Raw genomic sequence first — 15,819 nt, 5'->3', positions numbered from 1 at the left:
TGTGAGCTATTTCTCCAAATGCTGCTACAGTCTACGGCAGACGCAGGTAAGCCTTACCTAATGCGTCGCACACCCGTTCCGTTTATGAAGGCATCCCCGTGAAAACTCGCATCTCCAGGCAGCTCACTGCTGCCGCCGCCGGCCTGGTCCTCCTGGCCACCGCGGCCTGCGGCTCCCCGGCCGCCACCACCAGCAGCACCGCCACCACCGCCGCTGCCGAAGCCGCCGGATTCCCGCTGACCATGGAGCACACCATGGGCTCCACCACCATCGAAGAGGTCCCGAAGCGCGTGGTTGCGCTTGACCCCAGCTACATCGACGCGGCGCTCCTGCTCGAGGCTGACCTGGTGGGCTACGTGCAGTACCGGCAGGACCCCAAGGCCCCCTTCGCCCCTTACCTCGGCGACGTTGCCGACGCCACCAAGGATGCGGTGAACGTTGGAACCCTGGCCGAACCCAACCTGGAAAAGATCCTGGAACTGCAGCCGGACCTGATCGTGTCCGCGAAGGTCCGCCACGAGGCGCTCTACTCGCAGCTGTCCAAGATCGCGCCCACCATCTTCTCCGTGAGCACCGGTCCCACCTGGAAGGAGAACGTTGTTTTCCTCGGTGAGGCACTGGGCAAGAAGGCCAAAGCCGAGGAACTGGTCAAGGCGTACGAGGACCGTGCGGCAAAGGTCGGCGCCGAGATCCTGGCAAAGAAGCCGGACGCCACCTACTCGCTGATCCGCTTCACCGGCGGTGACACCGCACGCCTGTACTCCTCGAATTCCTTCATCGGCGAGATCATGGCGGACATGAACATCCCGCGGCCCAAGGACCAGCCGGACAGCGACAAGGAGATCTTCGTCCCGCTCTCCGCCGAGCAGATCCTGCAGGGCGACGCCGGCCTGGTGATGGTCAGCGCCTTCACCCCCGCCGGCGCCGAGGGCGACAAGGCCCGCGCACAGCAGGAGGCCTTCCAGTCCAACCCGCTGTGGCAGCGCCTCCAGGGCGAGGTCAAGAACGTTGACGACGCCACGTTCCTGGCGTCGGTCAGCATCCAGGGCGCCCACGCCGTGATCACCGAGCTGGCCAACCACTACGGCGTGGATCCCCAGCTGCCGTAAGGCCCCTGATGGCTGCTTCAGCACCGGTTTCCGGGCACCCTGTGCGGGTGTTCGAAGCAGTGGTGGCGGAATTGCGGGACCTGTCCCCGCACTTCCGCCCTCCGGCACCAACGCCGGATACCCCTCTATGCCTGGGTGGGCGCCGAAGCGGCAACGGTCAAATCCCTCCGCCGGTGCCTCACGGATTCGAGCGTGGACCCCAGGGCGTCGGAGTTCCGGGGCTACTGGAGTCTTGGCAAGGCCGGCTCGGGCGTCAACGGGATTCCCGTGCCCAAGCCCTGAACCACCGGAACTGTTCGTCGAAGCAGGCAGGGCGGGTTCCCTTGAGCCCACAAAGGGGCGGCGCCTTTTCCCGGCGGACAGTAAGATGGGCCCATGTCGACTTCCGCGGATAACGAGTCAGTACTGCAGCTGCAGGAAGTCCTGGTGGGCGCAGAGAACGCGGTGGAATTCCTCTCCGGACTTTCCGGGTTGGCGGCAGCCGCGGTATCGGAAGCGGCCAACGACCAGATTGAATGCGCGGTCACCCTCAAGCTGCGGCGCAGGCCTGCCACGGCTGCCGGGAGCAGTCCGCGGGCCGTGGAGCTTGACCGTATAGAGCAGGCGTTGGGCGATGGTCCTTGCATCAAAGCACTGCGCGAGATGTCCCCGGTGATAATCGATGACGTTTCCGAGGACCCCCGGTGGCCGGAGTTGAACCAGAAGTTCAAGGAGCACGGCGTGCACAGCAGTTTGGGGGTGCCGCTGGAAATCAGCGGGGACTCCCGTGCGGCCCTCAACTTCTTTGCTGCGAAACCGCGCGCCTTCAACGCGGACGTCTATGACAAGGCTTTGGGATTCGCCGCCGCCGCCCACAACACACTGAATCTCTCCGTCCGGATCAACACTGCCCAGAACCGGGCGGAGGACCTCGAGGCAGCCTTGCAGAGCAGGACCGCAATCAATCTGGCCTGCGGTGTCATCATGGCGCAGAACCGCTGCTCCCAGGCCGAAGCCATGGACATTCTTACCAAGGTCTCCAGCAACCGGAACCGCAAGCTGCGTGACGTTGCCGCCGAACTGATCGAACAACTGTCCGGCGACAGCATCCAGACCCACTTCGACGGGTAGCCGCAGCCCGCTGTCAGCCCGCCCGCAGGACAGAAACGACGGCGGATCCGCCGGCCGCGTTTGCGTCGCCTGACCCACGTCCCCGCACATCCCAGCAATTGCCGCTGCCGATCACCTCGAAGTCCTCCGAGCCCGCCGCGGGCAGGATGAGGGCCGTGCTTTCGTCAATGGCAACAGTCCTCGCCACCAGGCCTGCCGCCACGGCACCGACAGCCCGTCCAAGTGTTCCGGCCTGCGCCGCATGGACGTCCACGGAAAAGGGGGCAAGGCCAAGACCCTCGCGGATGTCCAGCGCGTCCAGTCCTTCCGAGCACTCTTCACCGCACACCTCGATGCCATGCACCCGGTAGCCGCCGATCAGCGCCCGGTCCGGCGCCACCATGGTGCCCGCGGAAAAGCCAAGGTAGGAAGCGCCGCCGGCAACAATGCGGGTAAGTGCCGGCATCGCGGGATCAAGACCCGCCAGGTAGGCCGGCGTCAGTCCGCCGCCCACCACCACCGCATCCACGCCGTCGAACAGCGCCGGGTCCGCGGTCCGCAGCTCGCCAAGGAGCACCGGAACCAGTTCGAACGGCAGCCGTGCACGCAGCGGCTCAACATACTCGGCCAGTCGGCCGGCGGGGTTGCGGGCCTGGTCATGGACCACCACGGCAATCCTCGCGGAGCGGGCAGCGCCCGATTTCTGTGACACTTCCGCGGCAAAGCGGTCAAACACTTCTGGAAAGGCCAACGGGTCCGGCCCGGCACCGGCGAGGAAAATGCTCATGGGCTTCAACCTACCCGCCGGGCGGTGTGGGGACGGCGCAAAAGAGGGGGAAAAGCCTCTTGACCCGCGCCCCGGACGGGAATATCGTACAACCAAATGGTTGTAGATCAGCTCCGTGATTCCGAACTGGACCGCCTCTTCCAGGCGTTCGCCGATTCCACCCGCCGGGACATTGTTCGGCGCGTGACAGTGGGCGAGTATTCCGTCTCGGGTCTCGCGGCCCTCTACGCCATGAGTTTCGCCGCAGTCCAGAAGCATGTGGCGGTGTTGGAGCGCGCTTCCCTGGTCACCAAGGAAAAGCGCGGAAGGGAGCAGATTGTGCGGGGTGACCATGATGGCCTGCAGAAAGCCCGGCGGCTGCTCGACGAATACGAACAAATCTGGCGGCAGCGTGCCGCCCGGATGGCCCACATTCTCACTGAAGGTTAGGAAGGCATCGCCATGACAGTCATCAGTATGGACAAGAATCCCGAGGCCCTGAGCATGACGCTCGTTGCCGAGTTTGATGCCGGCGTGGATCGGGTCTGGCAGCTCTGGGAGGACCCGCGCCAGCTTGAGCGCTGGTGGGGTCCGCCCACGTACCCGGCCACGTTCCACAAGCACGAGTTCGTGCCGGGCGGCAAAGCCAACTACTACATGACAAGCCCCGAGGGGGAGAAGTTCCACGGCTGGTGGGAGTTCACCGCCATCGAAGCGCCGCGGCAGCTGGAATACAACGACGGCTTCGCGGACAGCGACGGCAACCCCACTGGCGAGCATGGCACCTCGCACGCCCTGGTCACGATTGAACCGCTGGGCGAGCGGACCCGGATGACCATCCTGTCCACGTTCGAGTCCGAAGAACAGCTGGAACAGATGGTGGCCATGGGCATGATGGAGGGCATGAGGGAAGCAGCCGGCCAGATCGATGCGATCCTCGCCGAGCACGCCAACGCCTGACGAAAGGAAAGCGTACGACGGCGGGACCTCCCGCCGTCGTACGCTATGCCTTGGGTGCCGCCTGCTTTGGCGCGGCGGCGGCGAAAACCAGGAGCGAACTGGTGGCGGTGGCCAGCAGGCCGCCGTCCGGAGCGAAGACGCGGCCCTCGGCAAAGATGACCCGGGACCCCGACTTCACCACCGATCCTTCGGCGCGCAGGACGGCATGCTGCAGCGTGATGGGGCGCAGATAGCTGATCGAGAGGTCAATGGACGTGTAGCCGAAGCCGGCAGCCAGCGTGCTGTGCGCCGCGCACCCCACCACGGTGTCCAGCAGGGTGCACGCCAGGCCGCCGTGCACCACACCCAGCGGGTTGTAGTGTGCCTCGGCCGGCCGGCACTCGAACTCCACCCGCCCATGTTCAACCGACACCAGGCGCAGGTTCATCAGCGAAGCCATGGGCGGTCGCGGAATGCTGCCGTCCCGCATGCCGGACAGGAAGTCCAGCCCGGACATGGTCGGCAGGTGCGCCAGACCCACTCTCGGATCCGTCCAGCTGAAAGTCTCCGAGCGTTCCGCCTGCCCGCTGGTGTCCATGGGCTTCTCCTCCGCCGTGGCCGCGTTTGTGTGCCAGCTTAGGCGCTGCCCGGGTTAGCCGGCAGGGCGTTCGGCCCTCTCCTGCCATCCCGTCCAGCGCACCATCGCGGGGAACCCTGCAGTAGTGCAGTTCGCCGGACACCGGAATTGCCTGCTGCCCACTCAGGTCGACGTAGCGGCTGGTGATCCGGAACCTTTCGTGGTGGTCCTCCGTGTTGCTCATTGCAGGCAGGGTGAGCGGTGGGTAGCGCTTTCTTGTGCTGTAGCTCAGGAGGCGTTGAACCGTCCGAGGGGCTTCGAAATACTTGAAGAAGGGCGTTGAAGGGCGGTGGACAGGGTGAGCAGCGGGTCAGGAGAATTCCGGAAGCGGCTGGAGCGTGCCGCCGAGGTGCGGTCCTACCGGGGAGCCGGCATCAGCGCCGAAGAGGAAGCAGCCCTTGCTGCCCTTGAAGCCAAGGAACGGGAGAAGCGCCGCAAGGTGGGCGATGCCGCCAGGGCGGACTACCTGATTCGCGACGCCATGGCCCAGGGCAAGTTCGACAACCTCAAGTACGCCGGCAAGCCCATCCCGGGGCTGGGTGAATCCTATGACCCCGACTGGTGGGTCAAGGGCCTGCTACAGCGCGAGAACATCAGCGGCCTCGGCCCGCCGGCCATCCTCCTGCGCACTGAGGACGCGGAGCTGGACGCCAAGCTTGACGCCCAGTACACCGAACAGCAGGTCCGCGACATCCTGCAGGACTTCAACCGCCGGGTGGTCGATGCGCGGCGGCAGCTGCAGGGCGGGCCGCCGGTCATCACCAAGCTCCGGGATGTCGAGGAGGAAGTGGTCCGCTGGCGGCAGCGGCGGGCCTCCCGGACCGTCGAGCCACCGCCGGCGCCTGAAGCGCCGCGTTCGTGGTGGCAGAAGCTGTGGAAGGGCGCGGGTTAGGCAGTCCGCTCGAACAGCTCGCAGAGGGCGTTGTAGTAGCGCCCGGTCTGCCCCTTGTGGACCAGCCCAATCCGGGTGCACACCCTCTGTGAGGCAGTGTTGGCCGGCGCCGTGACTGCCACTACCTTCTGCAGGCCGCTTTCAAAGGCGTAGGCGAGGACCGCGGCCGCCGCCTCGCTCGCGTAGCCGTTGCCCCAGAAACCGGGGTGGAAGTGCCAGCCGATCTCAGTGTCCCCGGAAGGCTGCAGGGGAAGGGAGCCGCCCGACGCCGGGATGGACTTCAGGAGCAGCGTGCCGGCCAACTCCCCGGTGTCTTTGATTTGAACGGCCCAGACTCCATGGACGGGGTAGTCCATCGCCCGCCACACGCGGATCCGTTCCTCCGCCTGCGCCAGGTCCGTCATGACCTGGGGCGGATTGCCGATGAACTGCTGCACCTCCCAGCGCGAGTAGAGATCCAGCACAAAAGTGGCATCCGCCGGCCCCCACTGGCGGAGGACCAGCCGCTCAGTTTCGAGGCTCTTCACGCCGTTCATTGTTGCAGGCCGGGCCCTCAGGATGACTGAGGCTTGGCGTGGAATCAGGGCTTGGGTGTCGGATTTGGTCCGATCATCGATGGGGGAGGGCCAGGGAAGGGCGCTGCCGGGTACAGCGGCGCCACCTTCAGCATGTAGTTGGCCCACTGTGGTCCTGCGATCATGTAGCCGTCGAGCCGGGGGTAGAACGTCCCGTTGATGGTGACGTTCTGGCCGGGGCGCTTCTGGCTTTCCAGGGGGTCTCCGAAGAAGGATGCGGTGGATAGTCCAGTGGTGTAGCCGACGATCCAGGTGGCCCCGTTGTTGTTGGACGTTCCGGTCTTGGCGGCCGTGGGCCACTTGTCATGGACCTTGGGATTGATCCAGAAACCCGATCCCTTTACCAGCACGTCCTGCAGCACCGAATTGACGCCCCGCGCTACGTCGGGCTTCACGGCATCCCGGCACTCGACATTCTGCGCCGGCAGCTTGCCGCCGGCGGCATCCGTGATCTCCACCAGCGCGATCGGGGTGCAGTAGCGGCCGTCATTGGCGAAGGTCGCGAAAGCGTTCGCCATATGCAGCGGAGCCACGTTGGTGGCACCGAGCAGGTTGCCCAGCTGGTGCATGTTGATCGGTGACCCGTCCAGCCCGTTGTGCAGGCCCACGCTGTCCACCATCTTCTGGATGCCGCAGAAATCCAGCTGCGTGGCTGATGCGAAGGTGGCCGTGTTGATGGAGTTGTACAGGCCGTAGTTGATGGCCATCTTCCGGTAGAAGCCCTCTTCGGCGTTCTGCAGGTCATCCGCGGCGCCCAGTTCAGGGTTGTTCTGCGCCGTACTGTAGGCACCCAGCACCTTGCCGCAGCTCGACCGCCACGGGAAGCCCAACGGGTAGACGCGGCGTGAGGCGTCCACCTCCGCGGTGAGCGGCTTGCCCTCGTTCAGCCACTGGGCGAACGTGAACGGCTTCATGGTGGAACCCGTCTGGAACCCGCCCGCACCGTTCAGGTTGTTGCCCTGGGGGTCCTTGGCGTCCACATTGAAGTTCAGGTGGGTGTCGAACTTTCCCGGCTCTGCCAGGAACACCGTGTTCTGGGCCATTGCGAGGATCTTGCCGGTTCCCGGCTGGACCGTGACCAGCGCGGCGCCCCACCGGTCGGGGTTGGCCCCGGCGGTGCCGTCCACCTGCGCCTGGGCAGCGGCCTGCAACCGGCTGTCCAGGGTGGTGATGATGGTCAGGCCCCCGCGGTACAGTTTGCGCTGGCGTTCGGCCTCGTTCTGCCCGAACGCAGGATTGTTCAGGATCAGGTGCGAAATGTAGTCGCAGAAGTACGGGGCCATGGTGGCGTTCGCGCAGCCCTGTCGCTCCGGACTGATCTTGAGTTCAATCGGGGTGGCAACCGCCTGGTCGTGCTCAGCCGGGGTGATCATGCCGAGGTTGCGCATCTCGCCCAAAACCTGGTTGCGGCGGGCCATGGAATTGTCCGGGTTGAGCGCCGGGTTATAGAACGTGGGACTGTTCACCAGCCCGGCCAGCAGGGCCGCCTGGGGGAGGTTAAGGTCCTTGGCGGTGGTGCTGAAGAAATAGCGCGCGGCGGCCTCAACACCGTAGGCGTCACTGTTGAAGAACACGATGTTCAGGTAGCCCTCAAGGATCTGCTCCTTGCTGAACTTCTTCTCCAGGGCTATGGCCAGCTTCATCTCGCGCAGCTTGTCGCCCATGTCCTTCTGGCCGCTGAGGACCACCTCGTCGGGCCGGTCCTGGGACACCCGCGACTCGTTGATGACATTGGTGACGTACTGCTGGGTGATGGTTGAAGCACCTTGCTGGTCGCCCTTAGTCAGGTTGGCCACCACAGCCCGGAGGATGCCCTGCGGGTCCACGCCGGCGTGGTCGTAGAACCTGCTGTCCTCGATGGCGATGACGGCGTCCTTGATGTACGGCGACATCTGGTCCAGCGGGATCCGGACCCGGTTCTCCGCATAGAACGTGGCAATCGGCTGGCCGTCGGAGGTCAGCACCTTGGTGGATTGCGACGGCGGCTCCACGGTCAGTTCCTCGGGCAGGCTTTCAAAGAACCCGATGGAGTTGCTGACGCCGAATCCTGCGGCAGCTACTGCCGGGACCACCAGGCTCGCCACCAGGACACCGCACATGGCAGACGCGGCCAGGAACCCCAGGAGTCGTCCCACGGCACTGCCGTTACCGCGCCTGCGCTTCCTTCTTTTCACCATTTTTCAGCCCTCGGAGCTTGGAGGTGTGAAAAGACTACGCCCGGGTAAGGGGGTCTTCCAGAGCCCGGCAGGTCAGGATTTGGTCACACTTCTCCATTGACGTGTCGATAGTTACCGACATATCGTTAACTATCGCTGAATTGGTCAGTGAAGATAATGATTCTTTGAAAGGACGAGCCACCATGAAAGGCATTGCCGACGAAAAATTCCCCCACCGCGATGTGGGCCGGGGCAGGTTTGAGCGGGGTAGGGGCCGCCGCGGGCCGCACGGCCACCGCGGCGGCGGATTTGGCCCGGTCTTTGGATCCGGTTTCGGCCCGGGCTTCGGTCCGGGATTTGGCCGCGGCTCGAGGCGGGCAAACCGCGGTGATGTCCGCGCAGCCATCCTCTCGCTCCTGGCCGAATCGCCGTCGAATGGTTACGGCTTGATCAAGACCATCGCCGAAAAGACGGACGGCGCGTGGCGCCCGAGCCCCGGTTCCATCTACCCGACGCTGCAGCAGCTCGTGGACGAGGGCCTCATCGAGCCGCTGAGTGAAGGGCGCGGCACCGAGTTTGCCCTGGCCGACGCCGGCAGGGCCTACGTTGCAGAGCACGCCGAGGAGATGGAGAACGCATGGAATGCCGGTCCGGACAGCTCGGACCGGGAATTCCACCAGAGCATCGGCAAGCTGATGGGCGTTATCCACCAGTTCCGCAGCGGCGTCTCGGAGGAGCAGCGTGCAGCGGCGATCGAAAAGCTGGATGAAACCCGCCGTGCCCTGTACAAAATCCTGGCGGACTAGGTAGGGAAGCCCGGCGGCGCCGACACCCTAGGCGAACGCATCCTCCTTGGCCCGCCGGATAACAGCGTCCTTGGTTGTGCCATGAAGTTCGGCAGAACCGGGCCGCAGCGGGTTGAACCCGGCGCCCAGCTCACCGAAGGCGTAGGCGCTCTCTGCGTGCTCGGACAGGTCCACGCCGGCAGTCTCCGCTTCGTGGCTGACCCGGAACCCCATGGTCTTGTTGATGGCCCGGCCGATGACCAAGGTGCCGAGTCCGGAGAGCAGCATGGTGACGACGACGGCCGCCGTCTGGGCAACGAGCTGCTGGACGCCGCCGCCGTAGAAGAGCCCGCCGCCCTGGCCGTCAACGGGCAGGGCAATGAAGCCAAGGGCCAAGGTGCCGATCAGCCCGGCACCGAGGTGGACGCCCACTACATCCAGGGAGTCATCCAGTCCGAACCGGTACTTGAGGTCAACGAAGACGGCGCAGGCCGCACCGGCCACCAGGCCCAGGCCGATTGCGGCCACCGGGCTGATGTTGGCGCAGGACGGGGTGATGGCCACAAGTCCGGCCACCACACCTGATGCCGCCCCCACGGATGTGGGGTGGCCGTGCCGGATCTTTTCCGTGACCAACCAGCTGAGCATGGCCGCGGCCGGGGTCACCAGCGTGTTGACCCAGATCAGGCCTGCCTGTTCGGCCGTGGTGGCAGCGCCGCCGTTGAAACCGAACCAGCCGAACCAGAGGATGGCCGCACCCAGCATGATGAAGGGCACGTTGTGCGGGCGGTGGTTCGGGTCCTTGGCGAAGCCGTGCCGCTGCCCGACGATGAGGGCGAGGACCAGGGCCGCTGTTCCGGAGCTGATCTCCACCACGGCGCCGCCGGCGAAATCAATGACCTGGCCGAAGACCGCGGTGAGGGCGCCGCCAGGGCTCAGGAGCCCGCCGCCCCAGATCATGTAGGCGAGGGGGCAGTAGACCACCGTGATCCAGAGCGGCACGAAAAACGCCCAAGCGCCGAACTTCGCCCGGTCGGCAATGGCGCCGCTGATCAGGGCCACGGTAATGATGGCGAACGTGGAGCTGAAGCCGGCCTTGATCAGGTCCGGGGAGCCCATCAGGTTCTGGAGCCCGAAGCTGGTGAAGGGGTTTCCGAAGAGGCCCAGCACGCCGTCGCCGGTGGTCATCGAGTAGCCCCACAGCACCCACACCACCCCGACGATGCCGGCGGAGATGAAGCTCATCATGATCATGTTGAGGGCGGCTTTGGCGCGCGTCATGCCGCCGTAGAAGAGACCCAGTCCCGGAGTCATCAGCAGTACCATCGCGGCCGACATCATCAACCAGACGTGTTGGGCAGAAATTTCCACCGGCGGTCCCTTCGCACAAGATCCTCCCGGGACGATTCTGACGTCCCGGCAATTCCCCCGGGGACCAATCTTTCGTTGCCTGTGTTTCGGTTACTGCCCTGGAAAGTTGCGGCGAGGTTACGCAATCCGCTTCGGCGTGAAGTTCGCGTGTCGAAGATGTTTCAGCTGTGTTAACGGGCACCCTCCCGGTCTGCGCCGGGAATGAGGTGGGCGGCTCTCGCGCCCCGGAATGGCGGGGAAGGTCCGGGGGAAAAGGTGAGGAACGCCGTCGTATGCTTCCGCCGCCACGTTTCCTGGCCGTGAACGGCGGCTCACTGCCGTGGGCTAGAACTGCCGGGCGTTGGTGAGGACCGGGAGCTTGGCGCGTACGTCCTCAACCGTGGAGGGATCGATGTCCACGACGGCGAGTTCTGGCCTGCCACCAAGCGATGCCAGGGTGGAGCCCAGCGGGGAGATGACGGCGCTGTGGCCGATTCCGGTGGGGGCGCTGCCGGCCGGTCCTGCGCCGGTGGTCTCGGGGTCGCCCTGGCCGCAGGCCACCACGAAGGTGGTGCTGTCCAGTGCCCGGGCGCGGACCAGGAGGTCCCACTGTTCCGCCTTGCCTTCACCGGCACCCCAGGAGGCGCACACGATATTCACCTGGGCGCCGGCCTTCGCATTGGCCGTAAACAGGGCCGGGAACCGGACGTCGTAGCACGTGGCCAGGCCGAAGACGGTTCCGTCCACCTCGAACGTGACGGGGCTTTCCCCGGCGTCCACAGTCTTGGATTCGGTGAAGCCGAAGGCGTCGAAGAGGTGGACCTTGTCATAGGACGTGTCCACGCCGGGGCCGGTCACCAGCAGGGTATTGCGGACCCGGCCGTCTTTCCCGGGGGTGAACATCCCCGCCACAATCACAATCTGGAGTTCCCTGGCGATACCCCTGACCTTGTCGGCCCACGGGCCGTCCAGCGGTTCCGCAATGTCCTTCAGGGAGTGACCAAAGGCCCGCATCGCCGCCTCGGGGAAGACCACTAGTTCCGCGCCGGCCGCCTTGGCCTGTGCGGCATAGTCCCGGATCAGCTCCAGGTTGGCCGCCGGATCGGCGCTGCTGATGATCTGGGCGACTGCAAGACGCATGGAAGAACTCCAATCTGGTGCCGCAGGCAGGTGCGCCGAGCGGGGGGACATTCCCAGCTTATCGAGCTACTGCTTGTAGCCCTCCACCTCGCTGACGGGCCTCGGTTCGGCCTCATTGGGGTTCTCCCCGGAGTCCGACTTCGCCCTGCGCTGGCGCAGCAGGTCCCAGCACTGGTCCAGGCTTTCCTCCACCTGCCTGAGCCGGGCCTGGTCCGGCACTTGCCCGTCACCGGCTGCCTCGCGGAGGGAATGCTCCTCCTCCACCAGGGCCTGGATGCGCGCCAAAATGTCCTGATCGTTCATCATTCCCTCTTTCCCTTGCCTGTCCCTCCGGTCCCCTCAGGGTACGTAGTCGCTGCAGAACCCACCACCCCCTGCGCGGTACCATCAGGTTCATGCCCACTGTGCTTGATATGGCCGGTCCAATCCTGGAAATGCTCACCTGGATGTGCCTGCCCACCGGCCTGGGCCTGCTGTTCTACACCGGATTCCTCCGCCGCTTCGTGCACCCCTGGGCAGTGGCCGACGCCGTGGTGTACTCGGACAGCACCGGCGTGGGTTTCCGCTGGCTGGACCGGAAGCAGCAGATGCACCGGGCACCCATGTCGCCCCATGACATCAAGCACCTAACCGAGGGCGATACGCTGCCCATTTACTACCATCCCAAGCGTCCCACCCAGTGGCAGACCGTGGAGCCGGAGGACGCTGGCCGGACGGCTGCGGTGCTGGGGCGTGTGCTGAGCGGCATCGGGGCCGTGGCCCTGCTGGCCGGTTTTGTCCTGCCGATGTTCTGAGAGCCCGACGGCCGGCAGCTAAGCGGCGAGGACCACGCCGATGCCCAGGCCGCCCAGCACAACCCCCGCGAAAGCCGTCCACAGCACCGCGGCGATGTCGGCGTCGACACGTTCCCGGGCTATGCCGCGGGAGCTGGTGCTGTAGCGCCGGCGCTGGGTGAGGTAGATGGCCAGAGCGGCAGCCGAGGAAACGGCGAACAGCAGCAGGATGGGGAAGCCGTGCACCGGAAGCCAGCGCAGGAAAATCGCGCTGACCGTTACCAGCGCCATCATGGTGCGGCCCCACGCAAGGCTGGTTCGTTCAGGCTGCAGGCCCGGATCACCGTGGGGACCGGGGCGGGAACGTGCCATCGGTCAGCGCCAGAGGATGAAGACAAGCACGACGGCGGCCGCCAGGGCGCCTGCCCCGGCAAGCAGCGGCACAATGAGGGGCAGCGGCAGGGGTGCTTTGTTGCGCATGCTCCGTTCCACCCGGAGCCACCGAACGGCCGCCCCCGCGCTGAGCAGCATGCCCAACAGCAGCAGGACTACGGCCAGGCCCTTGCGGACCGGCTCCACGAACAGGTCGGCGGTGAACGCCTCAATGGCGATCCCGCCCGCCAGCAGCGCCAGGGATGTGCGGATCCAGGCAAGGAAGGTGCGCTCGTTGGCGAGGGTGAACCGGGGGTCCGGTTCCTCCCCGCCCGGCAGCAGCCGCTCCGCGATCTTTCCGCGCGGCGGCGGCGTAGGTTCGCTGGATGCCGGCTGGGAGTTGGTCACGGTGCCAGTTTAGGCGGCGGCCGGACCTCCTTTAACTGCCGCTCCTAACTGCCGCCCCGTGGTGCGAACATGATCACGGCCACGCCCAGCAGGCAGATGAGGGAACCGGCGATGTCCCAGCGGTCGGGCCGGAAACCGTCGAAGACCATGCCCCAGACGAGGGAACCGGCAACGAACACGCCCCCGTAGGCTGCCAGGATCCGGCCGAAGTGGGCGTCCGGCTGCAAGGTGGCCACAAAGCCGTAAGCGCCCAGGGCGATGACGCCCAGCCCTGCCCACCACCAGTCCTTGCCTTCCCGCACGGATTGCCACACAAGCCAGGCCCCGCCAATTTCCGCTGCGGCGGCCAGTGCGAACAGCAGGACGGCCTTGCCGATGGTCAATGTCGTGTCAGGAGTACCCACGCAGCAATCATGCCAGCCGGGAACGCCGCCGGGGTCCCGGAGGTTGGGGACAGGTATGGAGCGCATTGGATTCTTGTCATTCGGCCACTGGGGTCCCGGCCAGGGCTCCCTCACAAGGACCGCGGGTGAGGCGCTGCTCCAAGGCATCGAACTGGCCGTGGCCGCGGAGGAGCTTGGTGTGGACGGCGCGTTCTTCCGCGTCCACCACTTCGCCCGCCAGCAGGCCTCCCCGTTCCCGCTGCTGTCCGCCATCGCGGCCCGCACCAGCCGGATTCAAATCGGCACCGGGGTCATCGACATGCGCTACGAAAACCCCCTTTACATGGCAGAAGAGGCCGCAGCCGCCGACCTGATCAGCGGCGGCCGGCTCCAGCTGGGCATCAGCCGGGGATCACCCGAGCCGGCCCGGCAGGGCGCAGCAGCCTTCGGCTACGTGCCGCAACCGGGTGAAACCGACGCCGATATGGCCCGGCGGCACACGGCCCTTTTCCGGAAGGCGATCAGCGGCGCCGGTGTGGCAGAGGCTGATCCGCGGTACGCCGGCGGTGCCACGGGACTGCTGCCGGTCCAGCCCCAGTCGCCCGGCCTCGCCGAACGCATCTGGTGGGGAGCAGGAAGCCGCAAGACCGCCGTCTGGGCTGCGGAGCAGGGCATGAACCTGATGAGTTCCACCCTGCTGACCGAGGACACCGGCATTCCGTTCCACGAACTGCAGGCCGAGCAGATCCGGCTGTTCCGGGATGCGTGGGCCGCGGCCGCCCACCGGCACGAGCCCCGGATCTCCGTCAGCCGCAGCGTGCTGCCCATCGTGGATGCCGAGGACAGCCGCTACTTCGCGGGCAGCGCCCTGCGGGACAGCCGGGACCAGGTGGGGATCATCGACGGACTCACCGCCAGGTTCGGCAAGAGCTATGTGGGCGAACCCGACCAGCTGGCAGAAGAACTGGCCGCAGACACCGCCGTCCAGGCAGCGGACACCCTGCTGCTGACGGTCCCCAACCAGCTGGGCGTGGAGTTCAACGCCAAACTTCTGAATAACGTGGCCAGGCACATCGCCCCGGCGCTGGGATGGAGCCCCTCCCGCTCCTGACCGGCCGTAATCTCTCCCGGTTGGCACGTAATGTCCGCCCGCCAGAGCCTCGCCAGGGTATATACTAAGCATGCTTACGATAAACGCGGGAACCGTCTGCGCACGCCAACCGTTACTCTTAGAGTGCGGCTTGGGGGCTTAGCGCCCCTTTTACAGCGTGACTGCGGAACGGTCATATGACGGAGAGAGAGAAATATGGCTCGCGCCGCTCTAGGCTTAATCGCATGATCCGGCTAAGACAGCTGGCCCAGGCGGCCTCAGTACTCACCACGCCCCTGGCGCCCGAGGACATCCTTGCCCTGTTCAACCCGGTGTACTCCGCCCGGCAGCTGCGCGGGGTGGTTACGCGCGTGGTGCAGGAAACCGCGCAGTCGGCCACCATCTTCTTCCGGCCCGGCCGCGGCTGGCACTCCCACCTCGCGGGGCAGTGGGCGCGTATCGGCGTCGAACTCAACGGCGTGCGGCACTGGCGCTCCTACTCCCTCAGCGCTCCCGCCGGCAAGGACCCGGCCATCACCGTCACGGACGTGGGCGCCGTGTCCGGAACGTTGGTGCGCACCACGCGTCCCGGCGATGTCCTCTTCCTGGCACCGCCGCAGGGCGACTTCGTGCTCCCGGAGCACCCGCGGCCCCTGCTGATGGTCACAGCGGGCAGCGGCATCACTCCGGTGATGTCCATGATCCGCACGCTTGTTCCGCGGCGCCCGGATGCCGACGTCGTGCTGGTCCACTCGGCCAAGACGCCCGGCGACAGCCTGTTCCGTGAGGAACTTGCCGAGCTTGCCGACCAGTTCCCCAACTTCAGGCTGGCCCACTGGTTCACCGGTGAGCAGGGGCGCATGGACCTCACCAGCACAGACCAGCTGGACGAGCTCTGCCCGGACTGGAGGGAACGCGCGGCCTACGCCTGCGGGCCGGACAGCTTCCTGGATGACGCCGAAGCGCTCTGGAAGCGGGCAGCGCTCACCACCGCGGCGCCCGGCTCCGAGATAGCCGTGGCCGGTAGTGCAGGCAACCTGATGATCGAACGGTTCAACACCACGTTCAATGTCGGTGTAGGACATGACGGCGGCTTGGTCACCTTCGAAACGTCCGACCGGGAAGTGGAAGCCGACGGCGACACCCCCCTCCTGGACGTGGGCGAGGACGCCGGAATCCTGATGCCCAGCGGCTGCCGGATGGGCATCTGCCACAGCTGCCTCACCCCGCTCCGGGCCGGCCAGGTCCGCGACCTCCGCACCGGGGAAGTCCACGGCGAACCCGGCCAACTGATCCAAACGTGTGTCTCGGCAGCCGCCGGACCCGTCAACCTCGAACTCTGAGGAGCATCACGG

20 protein-coding genes are annotated in these 15,819 nt (G+C 66.1%); 10 read left to right on the top strand and 10 right to left on the bottom strand.

Translation table 11 applies throughout. The features are described from left to right. Nucleotides 1-98: 98 nt before the first annotated feature. From AC5RTT_RS01200 to AC5RTT_RS01190, 3 genes are all read left to right on the top strand, one after another. Entirely contained in the window at nt 99-1,109 is a 1,011-nt protein-coding gene (locus AC5RTT_RS01200) for an ABC transporter substrate-binding protein (RefSeq protein ID WP_354177017.1), read from the top strand. Between the two features lie 12 nt (nt 1,110-1,121). Further along, complete coding sequence (locus AC5RTT_RS01195; RefSeq protein ID WP_494143751.1) at nt 1,122-1,391, top strand: SIP domain-containing protein; 270 nt, start codon at nt 1,122-1,124, stop codon at nt 1,389-1,391. Between the two features lie 93 nt (nt 1,392-1,484). Continuing rightward, nucleotides 1,485-2,219, top strand: coding sequence for a GAF and ANTAR domain-containing protein (locus AC5RTT_RS01190; protein ID WP_494143662.1), 735 nt, complete (start codon nt 1,485-1,487; stop codon nt 2,217-2,219). Between the two features lie 13 nt (nt 2,220-2,232). Here the strand turns inward: AC5RTT_RS01190 and AC5RTT_RS01185 are convergent, their stop codons facing one another. Next, the gene (locus tag AC5RTT_RS01185) at nt 2,233-2,985 is read right to left on the bottom strand and encodes a type 1 glutamine amidotransferase family protein (protein ID WP_494143661.1); all 753 of its coding nucleotides are present in this window, start codon (nt 2,983-2,985) and stop codon (nt 2,233-2,235) included. Between the two features lie 96 nt (nt 2,986-3,081). On the opposite strand from AC5RTT_RS01185, the gene AC5RTT_RS01180 reads away from it, so the two are divergent. Then, nucleotides 3,082-3,414: an ArsR/SmtB family transcription factor gene (locus tag AC5RTT_RS01180; RefSeq protein WP_494143660.1), complete on the top strand. Its 333-nt coding sequence runs from the start codon at nt 3,082-3,084 to the stop codon at nt 3,412-3,414. A 12-nt stretch (nt 3,415-3,426) separates the two neighbouring features. Then, nucleotides 3,427-3,924 carry an SRPBCC family protein gene (locus tag AC5RTT_RS01175; RefSeq protein ID WP_494143659.1) on the top strand — a complete coding sequence of 166 codons (498 nt, stop codon included), beginning with the start codon at nt 3,427-3,429 and terminating at the stop codon, nt 3,922-3,924. Nucleotides 3,925-3,967: 43 nt separating this feature from the next. Here the strand turns inward: AC5RTT_RS01175 and AC5RTT_RS01170 are convergent, their stop codons facing one another. Then, a complete protein-coding gene (locus AC5RTT_RS01170; protein WP_494143658.1) occupies nt 3,968-4,501 on the bottom strand; it encodes a PaaI family thioesterase in 534 nt (177 codons plus the stop codon). A gap of 337 nt (nt 4,502-4,838) precedes the next feature. On the opposite strand from AC5RTT_RS01170, the gene AC5RTT_RS01165 reads away from it, so the two are divergent. Next, nucleotides 4,839-5,432 (top strand): DnaJ family domain-containing protein, encoded by a 594-nt coding sequence (locus tag AC5RTT_RS01165; protein ID WP_494143657.1) that lies wholly within the window; start codon nt 4,839-4,841, stop codon nt 5,430-5,432. Here AC5RTT_RS01165 and AC5RTT_RS01160 read toward each other — a convergent pair. Together AC5RTT_RS01160 and AC5RTT_RS01155 are read right to left on the bottom strand one after the other, a co-directional pair. Continuing rightward, nucleotides 5,429-5,968 carry a GNAT family N-acetyltransferase gene (locus AC5RTT_RS01160; RefSeq protein WP_494143656.1) on the bottom strand — a complete coding sequence of 180 codons (540 nt, stop codon included), beginning with the start codon at nt 5,966-5,968 and terminating at the stop codon, nt 5,429-5,431. The two genes, AC5RTT_RS01165 and AC5RTT_RS01160, sit on opposite strands and share 4 nt — an antisense overlap. 44 nt (nt 5,969-6,012) lie before the next feature. Next, entirely contained in the window at nt 6,013-8,184 is a 2,172-nt protein-coding gene (locus tag AC5RTT_RS01155; protein ID WP_494143655.1) for a transglycosylase domain-containing protein, read from the bottom strand. A 182-nt stretch (nt 8,185-8,366) separates the two neighbouring features. On the opposite strand from AC5RTT_RS01155, the gene AC5RTT_RS01150 reads away from it, so the two are divergent. Continuing rightward, a complete protein-coding gene (locus AC5RTT_RS01150; protein WP_494143654.1) occupies nt 8,367-8,969 on the top strand; it encodes a PadR family transcriptional regulator in 603 nt (200 codons plus the stop codon). 27 nt (nt 8,970-8,996) lie between these two features. Here AC5RTT_RS01150 and AC5RTT_RS01145 read toward each other — a convergent pair whose 3' ends face one another. From AC5RTT_RS01145 to AC5RTT_RS01135, 3 genes are all read right to left on the bottom strand, one after another. Continuing rightward, nucleotides 8,997-10,319 (bottom strand): ammonium transporter, encoded by a 1,323-nt coding sequence (locus tag AC5RTT_RS01145; protein ID WP_494143653.1) that lies wholly within the window; start codon nt 10,317-10,319, stop codon nt 8,997-8,999. 324 nt (nt 10,320-10,643) lie between these two features. Continuing rightward, the gene (locus AC5RTT_RS01140) at nt 10,644-11,438 is read right to left on the bottom strand and encodes a carbon-nitrogen hydrolase family protein (protein ID WP_494143652.1); all 795 of its coding nucleotides are present in this window, start codon (nt 11,436-11,438) and stop codon (nt 10,644-10,646) included. Between the two features lie 66 nt (nt 11,439-11,504). Further along, nucleotides 11,505-11,741 (bottom strand): DUF2630 family protein, encoded by a 237-nt coding sequence (locus AC5RTT_RS01135; protein ID WP_494009500.1) that lies wholly within the window; start codon nt 11,739-11,741, stop codon nt 11,505-11,507. A 92-nt stretch (nt 11,742-11,833) separates the two neighbouring features. Here AC5RTT_RS01135 and AC5RTT_RS01130 point away from each other — a divergent pair, with 92 nt between their 5' ends. Next, a complete protein-coding gene (locus tag AC5RTT_RS01130; protein ID WP_494143651.1) occupies nt 11,834-12,232 on the top strand; it encodes a hypothetical protein in 399 nt (132 codons plus the stop codon). Between the two features lie 18 nt (nt 12,233-12,250). Here the strand turns inward: AC5RTT_RS01130 and AC5RTT_RS01125 are convergent, their stop codons facing one another. From AC5RTT_RS01125 to AC5RTT_RS01115, 3 genes are read right to left on the bottom strand one after another with little or no spacing between them, the layout of a single operon-like run. Next, nucleotides 12,251-12,583: a DUF202 domain-containing protein gene (locus tag AC5RTT_RS01125; protein ID WP_494009498.1), complete on the bottom strand. Its 333-nt coding sequence runs from the start codon at nt 12,581-12,583 to the stop codon at nt 12,251-12,253. Nucleotides 12,584-12,586: 3 nt separating this feature from the next. Continuing rightward, entirely contained in the window at nt 12,587-12,991 is a 405-nt protein-coding gene (locus tag AC5RTT_RS01120; protein WP_494143650.1) for a YidH family protein, read from the bottom strand. Between the two features lie 44 nt (nt 12,992-13,035). Next, nucleotides 13,036-13,374 (bottom strand): YnfA family protein, encoded by a 339-nt coding sequence (locus tag AC5RTT_RS01115; RefSeq protein WP_494143750.1) that lies wholly within the window; start codon nt 13,372-13,374, stop codon nt 13,036-13,038. Between the two features lie 76 nt (nt 13,375-13,450). On the opposite strand from AC5RTT_RS01115, the gene AC5RTT_RS01110 reads away from it, so the two are divergent. Together AC5RTT_RS01110 and AC5RTT_RS01105 are read left to right on the top strand one after the other, a co-directional pair. After that, on the top strand, nt 13,451-14,485 hold the full coding sequence (locus AC5RTT_RS01110; protein WP_494143649.1) for an LLM class flavin-dependent oxidoreductase: 1,035 nt from the start codon (nt 13,451-13,453) through the stop codon (nt 14,483-14,485). 224 nt (nt 14,486-14,709) lie between these two features. After that, a complete protein-coding gene (locus tag AC5RTT_RS01105; RefSeq protein WP_494051761.1) occupies nt 14,710-15,807 on the top strand; it encodes a ferredoxin reductase in 1,098 nt (365 codons plus the stop codon). Nucleotides 15,808-15,819 lie beyond the last annotated feature (12 nt).

The organism is Arthrobacter sp. Y3221157 (assembly GCF_059089865.1).
Note: the sequence above shows the minus strand (reverse complement) of the source record. Positions and strands in the feature narration are given on the sequence as shown.

Bases quoted from the DNA above. Each gene is read 5' to 3' on its own strand.
- AC5RTT_RS01185 (WP_494143661.1), bottom strand. From the start codon at position 2,985: ATGAGCATTTTCCTCGCCGGTGCCGGGCCGGACCCGTTGGCCTTTCCA.
- AC5RTT_RS01180 (WP_494143660.1), top strand. From the start codon at position 3,082: ATGGTTGTAGATCAGCTCCGTGATTCCGAACTGGACCGCCTCTTCCAG.
- AC5RTT_RS01170 (WP_494143658.1), bottom strand. From the start codon at position 4,501: ATGGACACCAGCGGGCAGGCGGAACGCTCGGAGACTTTCAGCTGGACG.
- AC5RTT_RS01140 (WP_494143652.1), bottom strand. From the start codon at position 11,438: ATGCGTCTTGCAGTCGCCCAGATCATCAGCAGCGCCGATCCGGCGGCC.
- AC5RTT_RS01135 (WP_494009500.1), bottom strand. From the start codon at position 11,741: ATGAACGATCAGGACATTTTGGCGCGCATCCAGGCCCTGGTGGAGGAG.
- AC5RTT_RS01150 (WP_494143654.1), top strand. From the start codon at position 8,367: ATGAAAGGCATTGCCGACGAAAAATTCCCCCACCGCGATGTGGGCCGG.
- AC5RTT_RS01155 (WP_494143655.1), bottom strand. From the start codon at position 8,184: ATGGTGAAAAGAAGGAAGCGCAGGCGCGGTAACGGCAGTGCCGTGGGA.
- AC5RTT_RS01160 (WP_494143656.1), bottom strand. From the start codon at position 5,968: ATGAACGGCGTGAAGAGCCTCGAAACTGAGCGGCTGGTCCTCCGCCAG.
- AC5RTT_RS01125 (WP_494009498.1), bottom strand. From the start codon at position 12,583: ATGGCACGTTCCCGCCCCGGTCCCCACGGTGATCCGGGCCTGCAGCCT.
- AC5RTT_RS01110 (WP_494143649.1), top strand. From the start codon at position 13,451: ATGGAGCGCATTGGATTCTTGTCATTCGGCCACTGGGGTCCCGGCCAG.
- AC5RTT_RS01190 (WP_494143662.1), top strand. From the start codon at position 1,485: ATGTCGACTTCCGCGGATAACGAGTCAGTACTGCAGCTGCAGGAAGTC.
- AC5RTT_RS01130 (WP_494143651.1), top strand. From the start codon at position 11,834: ATGCCCACTGTGCTTGATATGGCCGGTCCAATCCTGGAAATGCTCACC.
- AC5RTT_RS01105 (WP_494051761.1), top strand. From the start codon at position 14,710: ATGATCCGGCTAAGACAGCTGGCCCAGGCGGCCTCAGTACTCACCACG.
- AC5RTT_RS01175 (WP_494143659.1), top strand. From the start codon at position 3,427: ATGACAGTCATCAGTATGGACAAGAATCCCGAGGCCCTGAGCATGACG.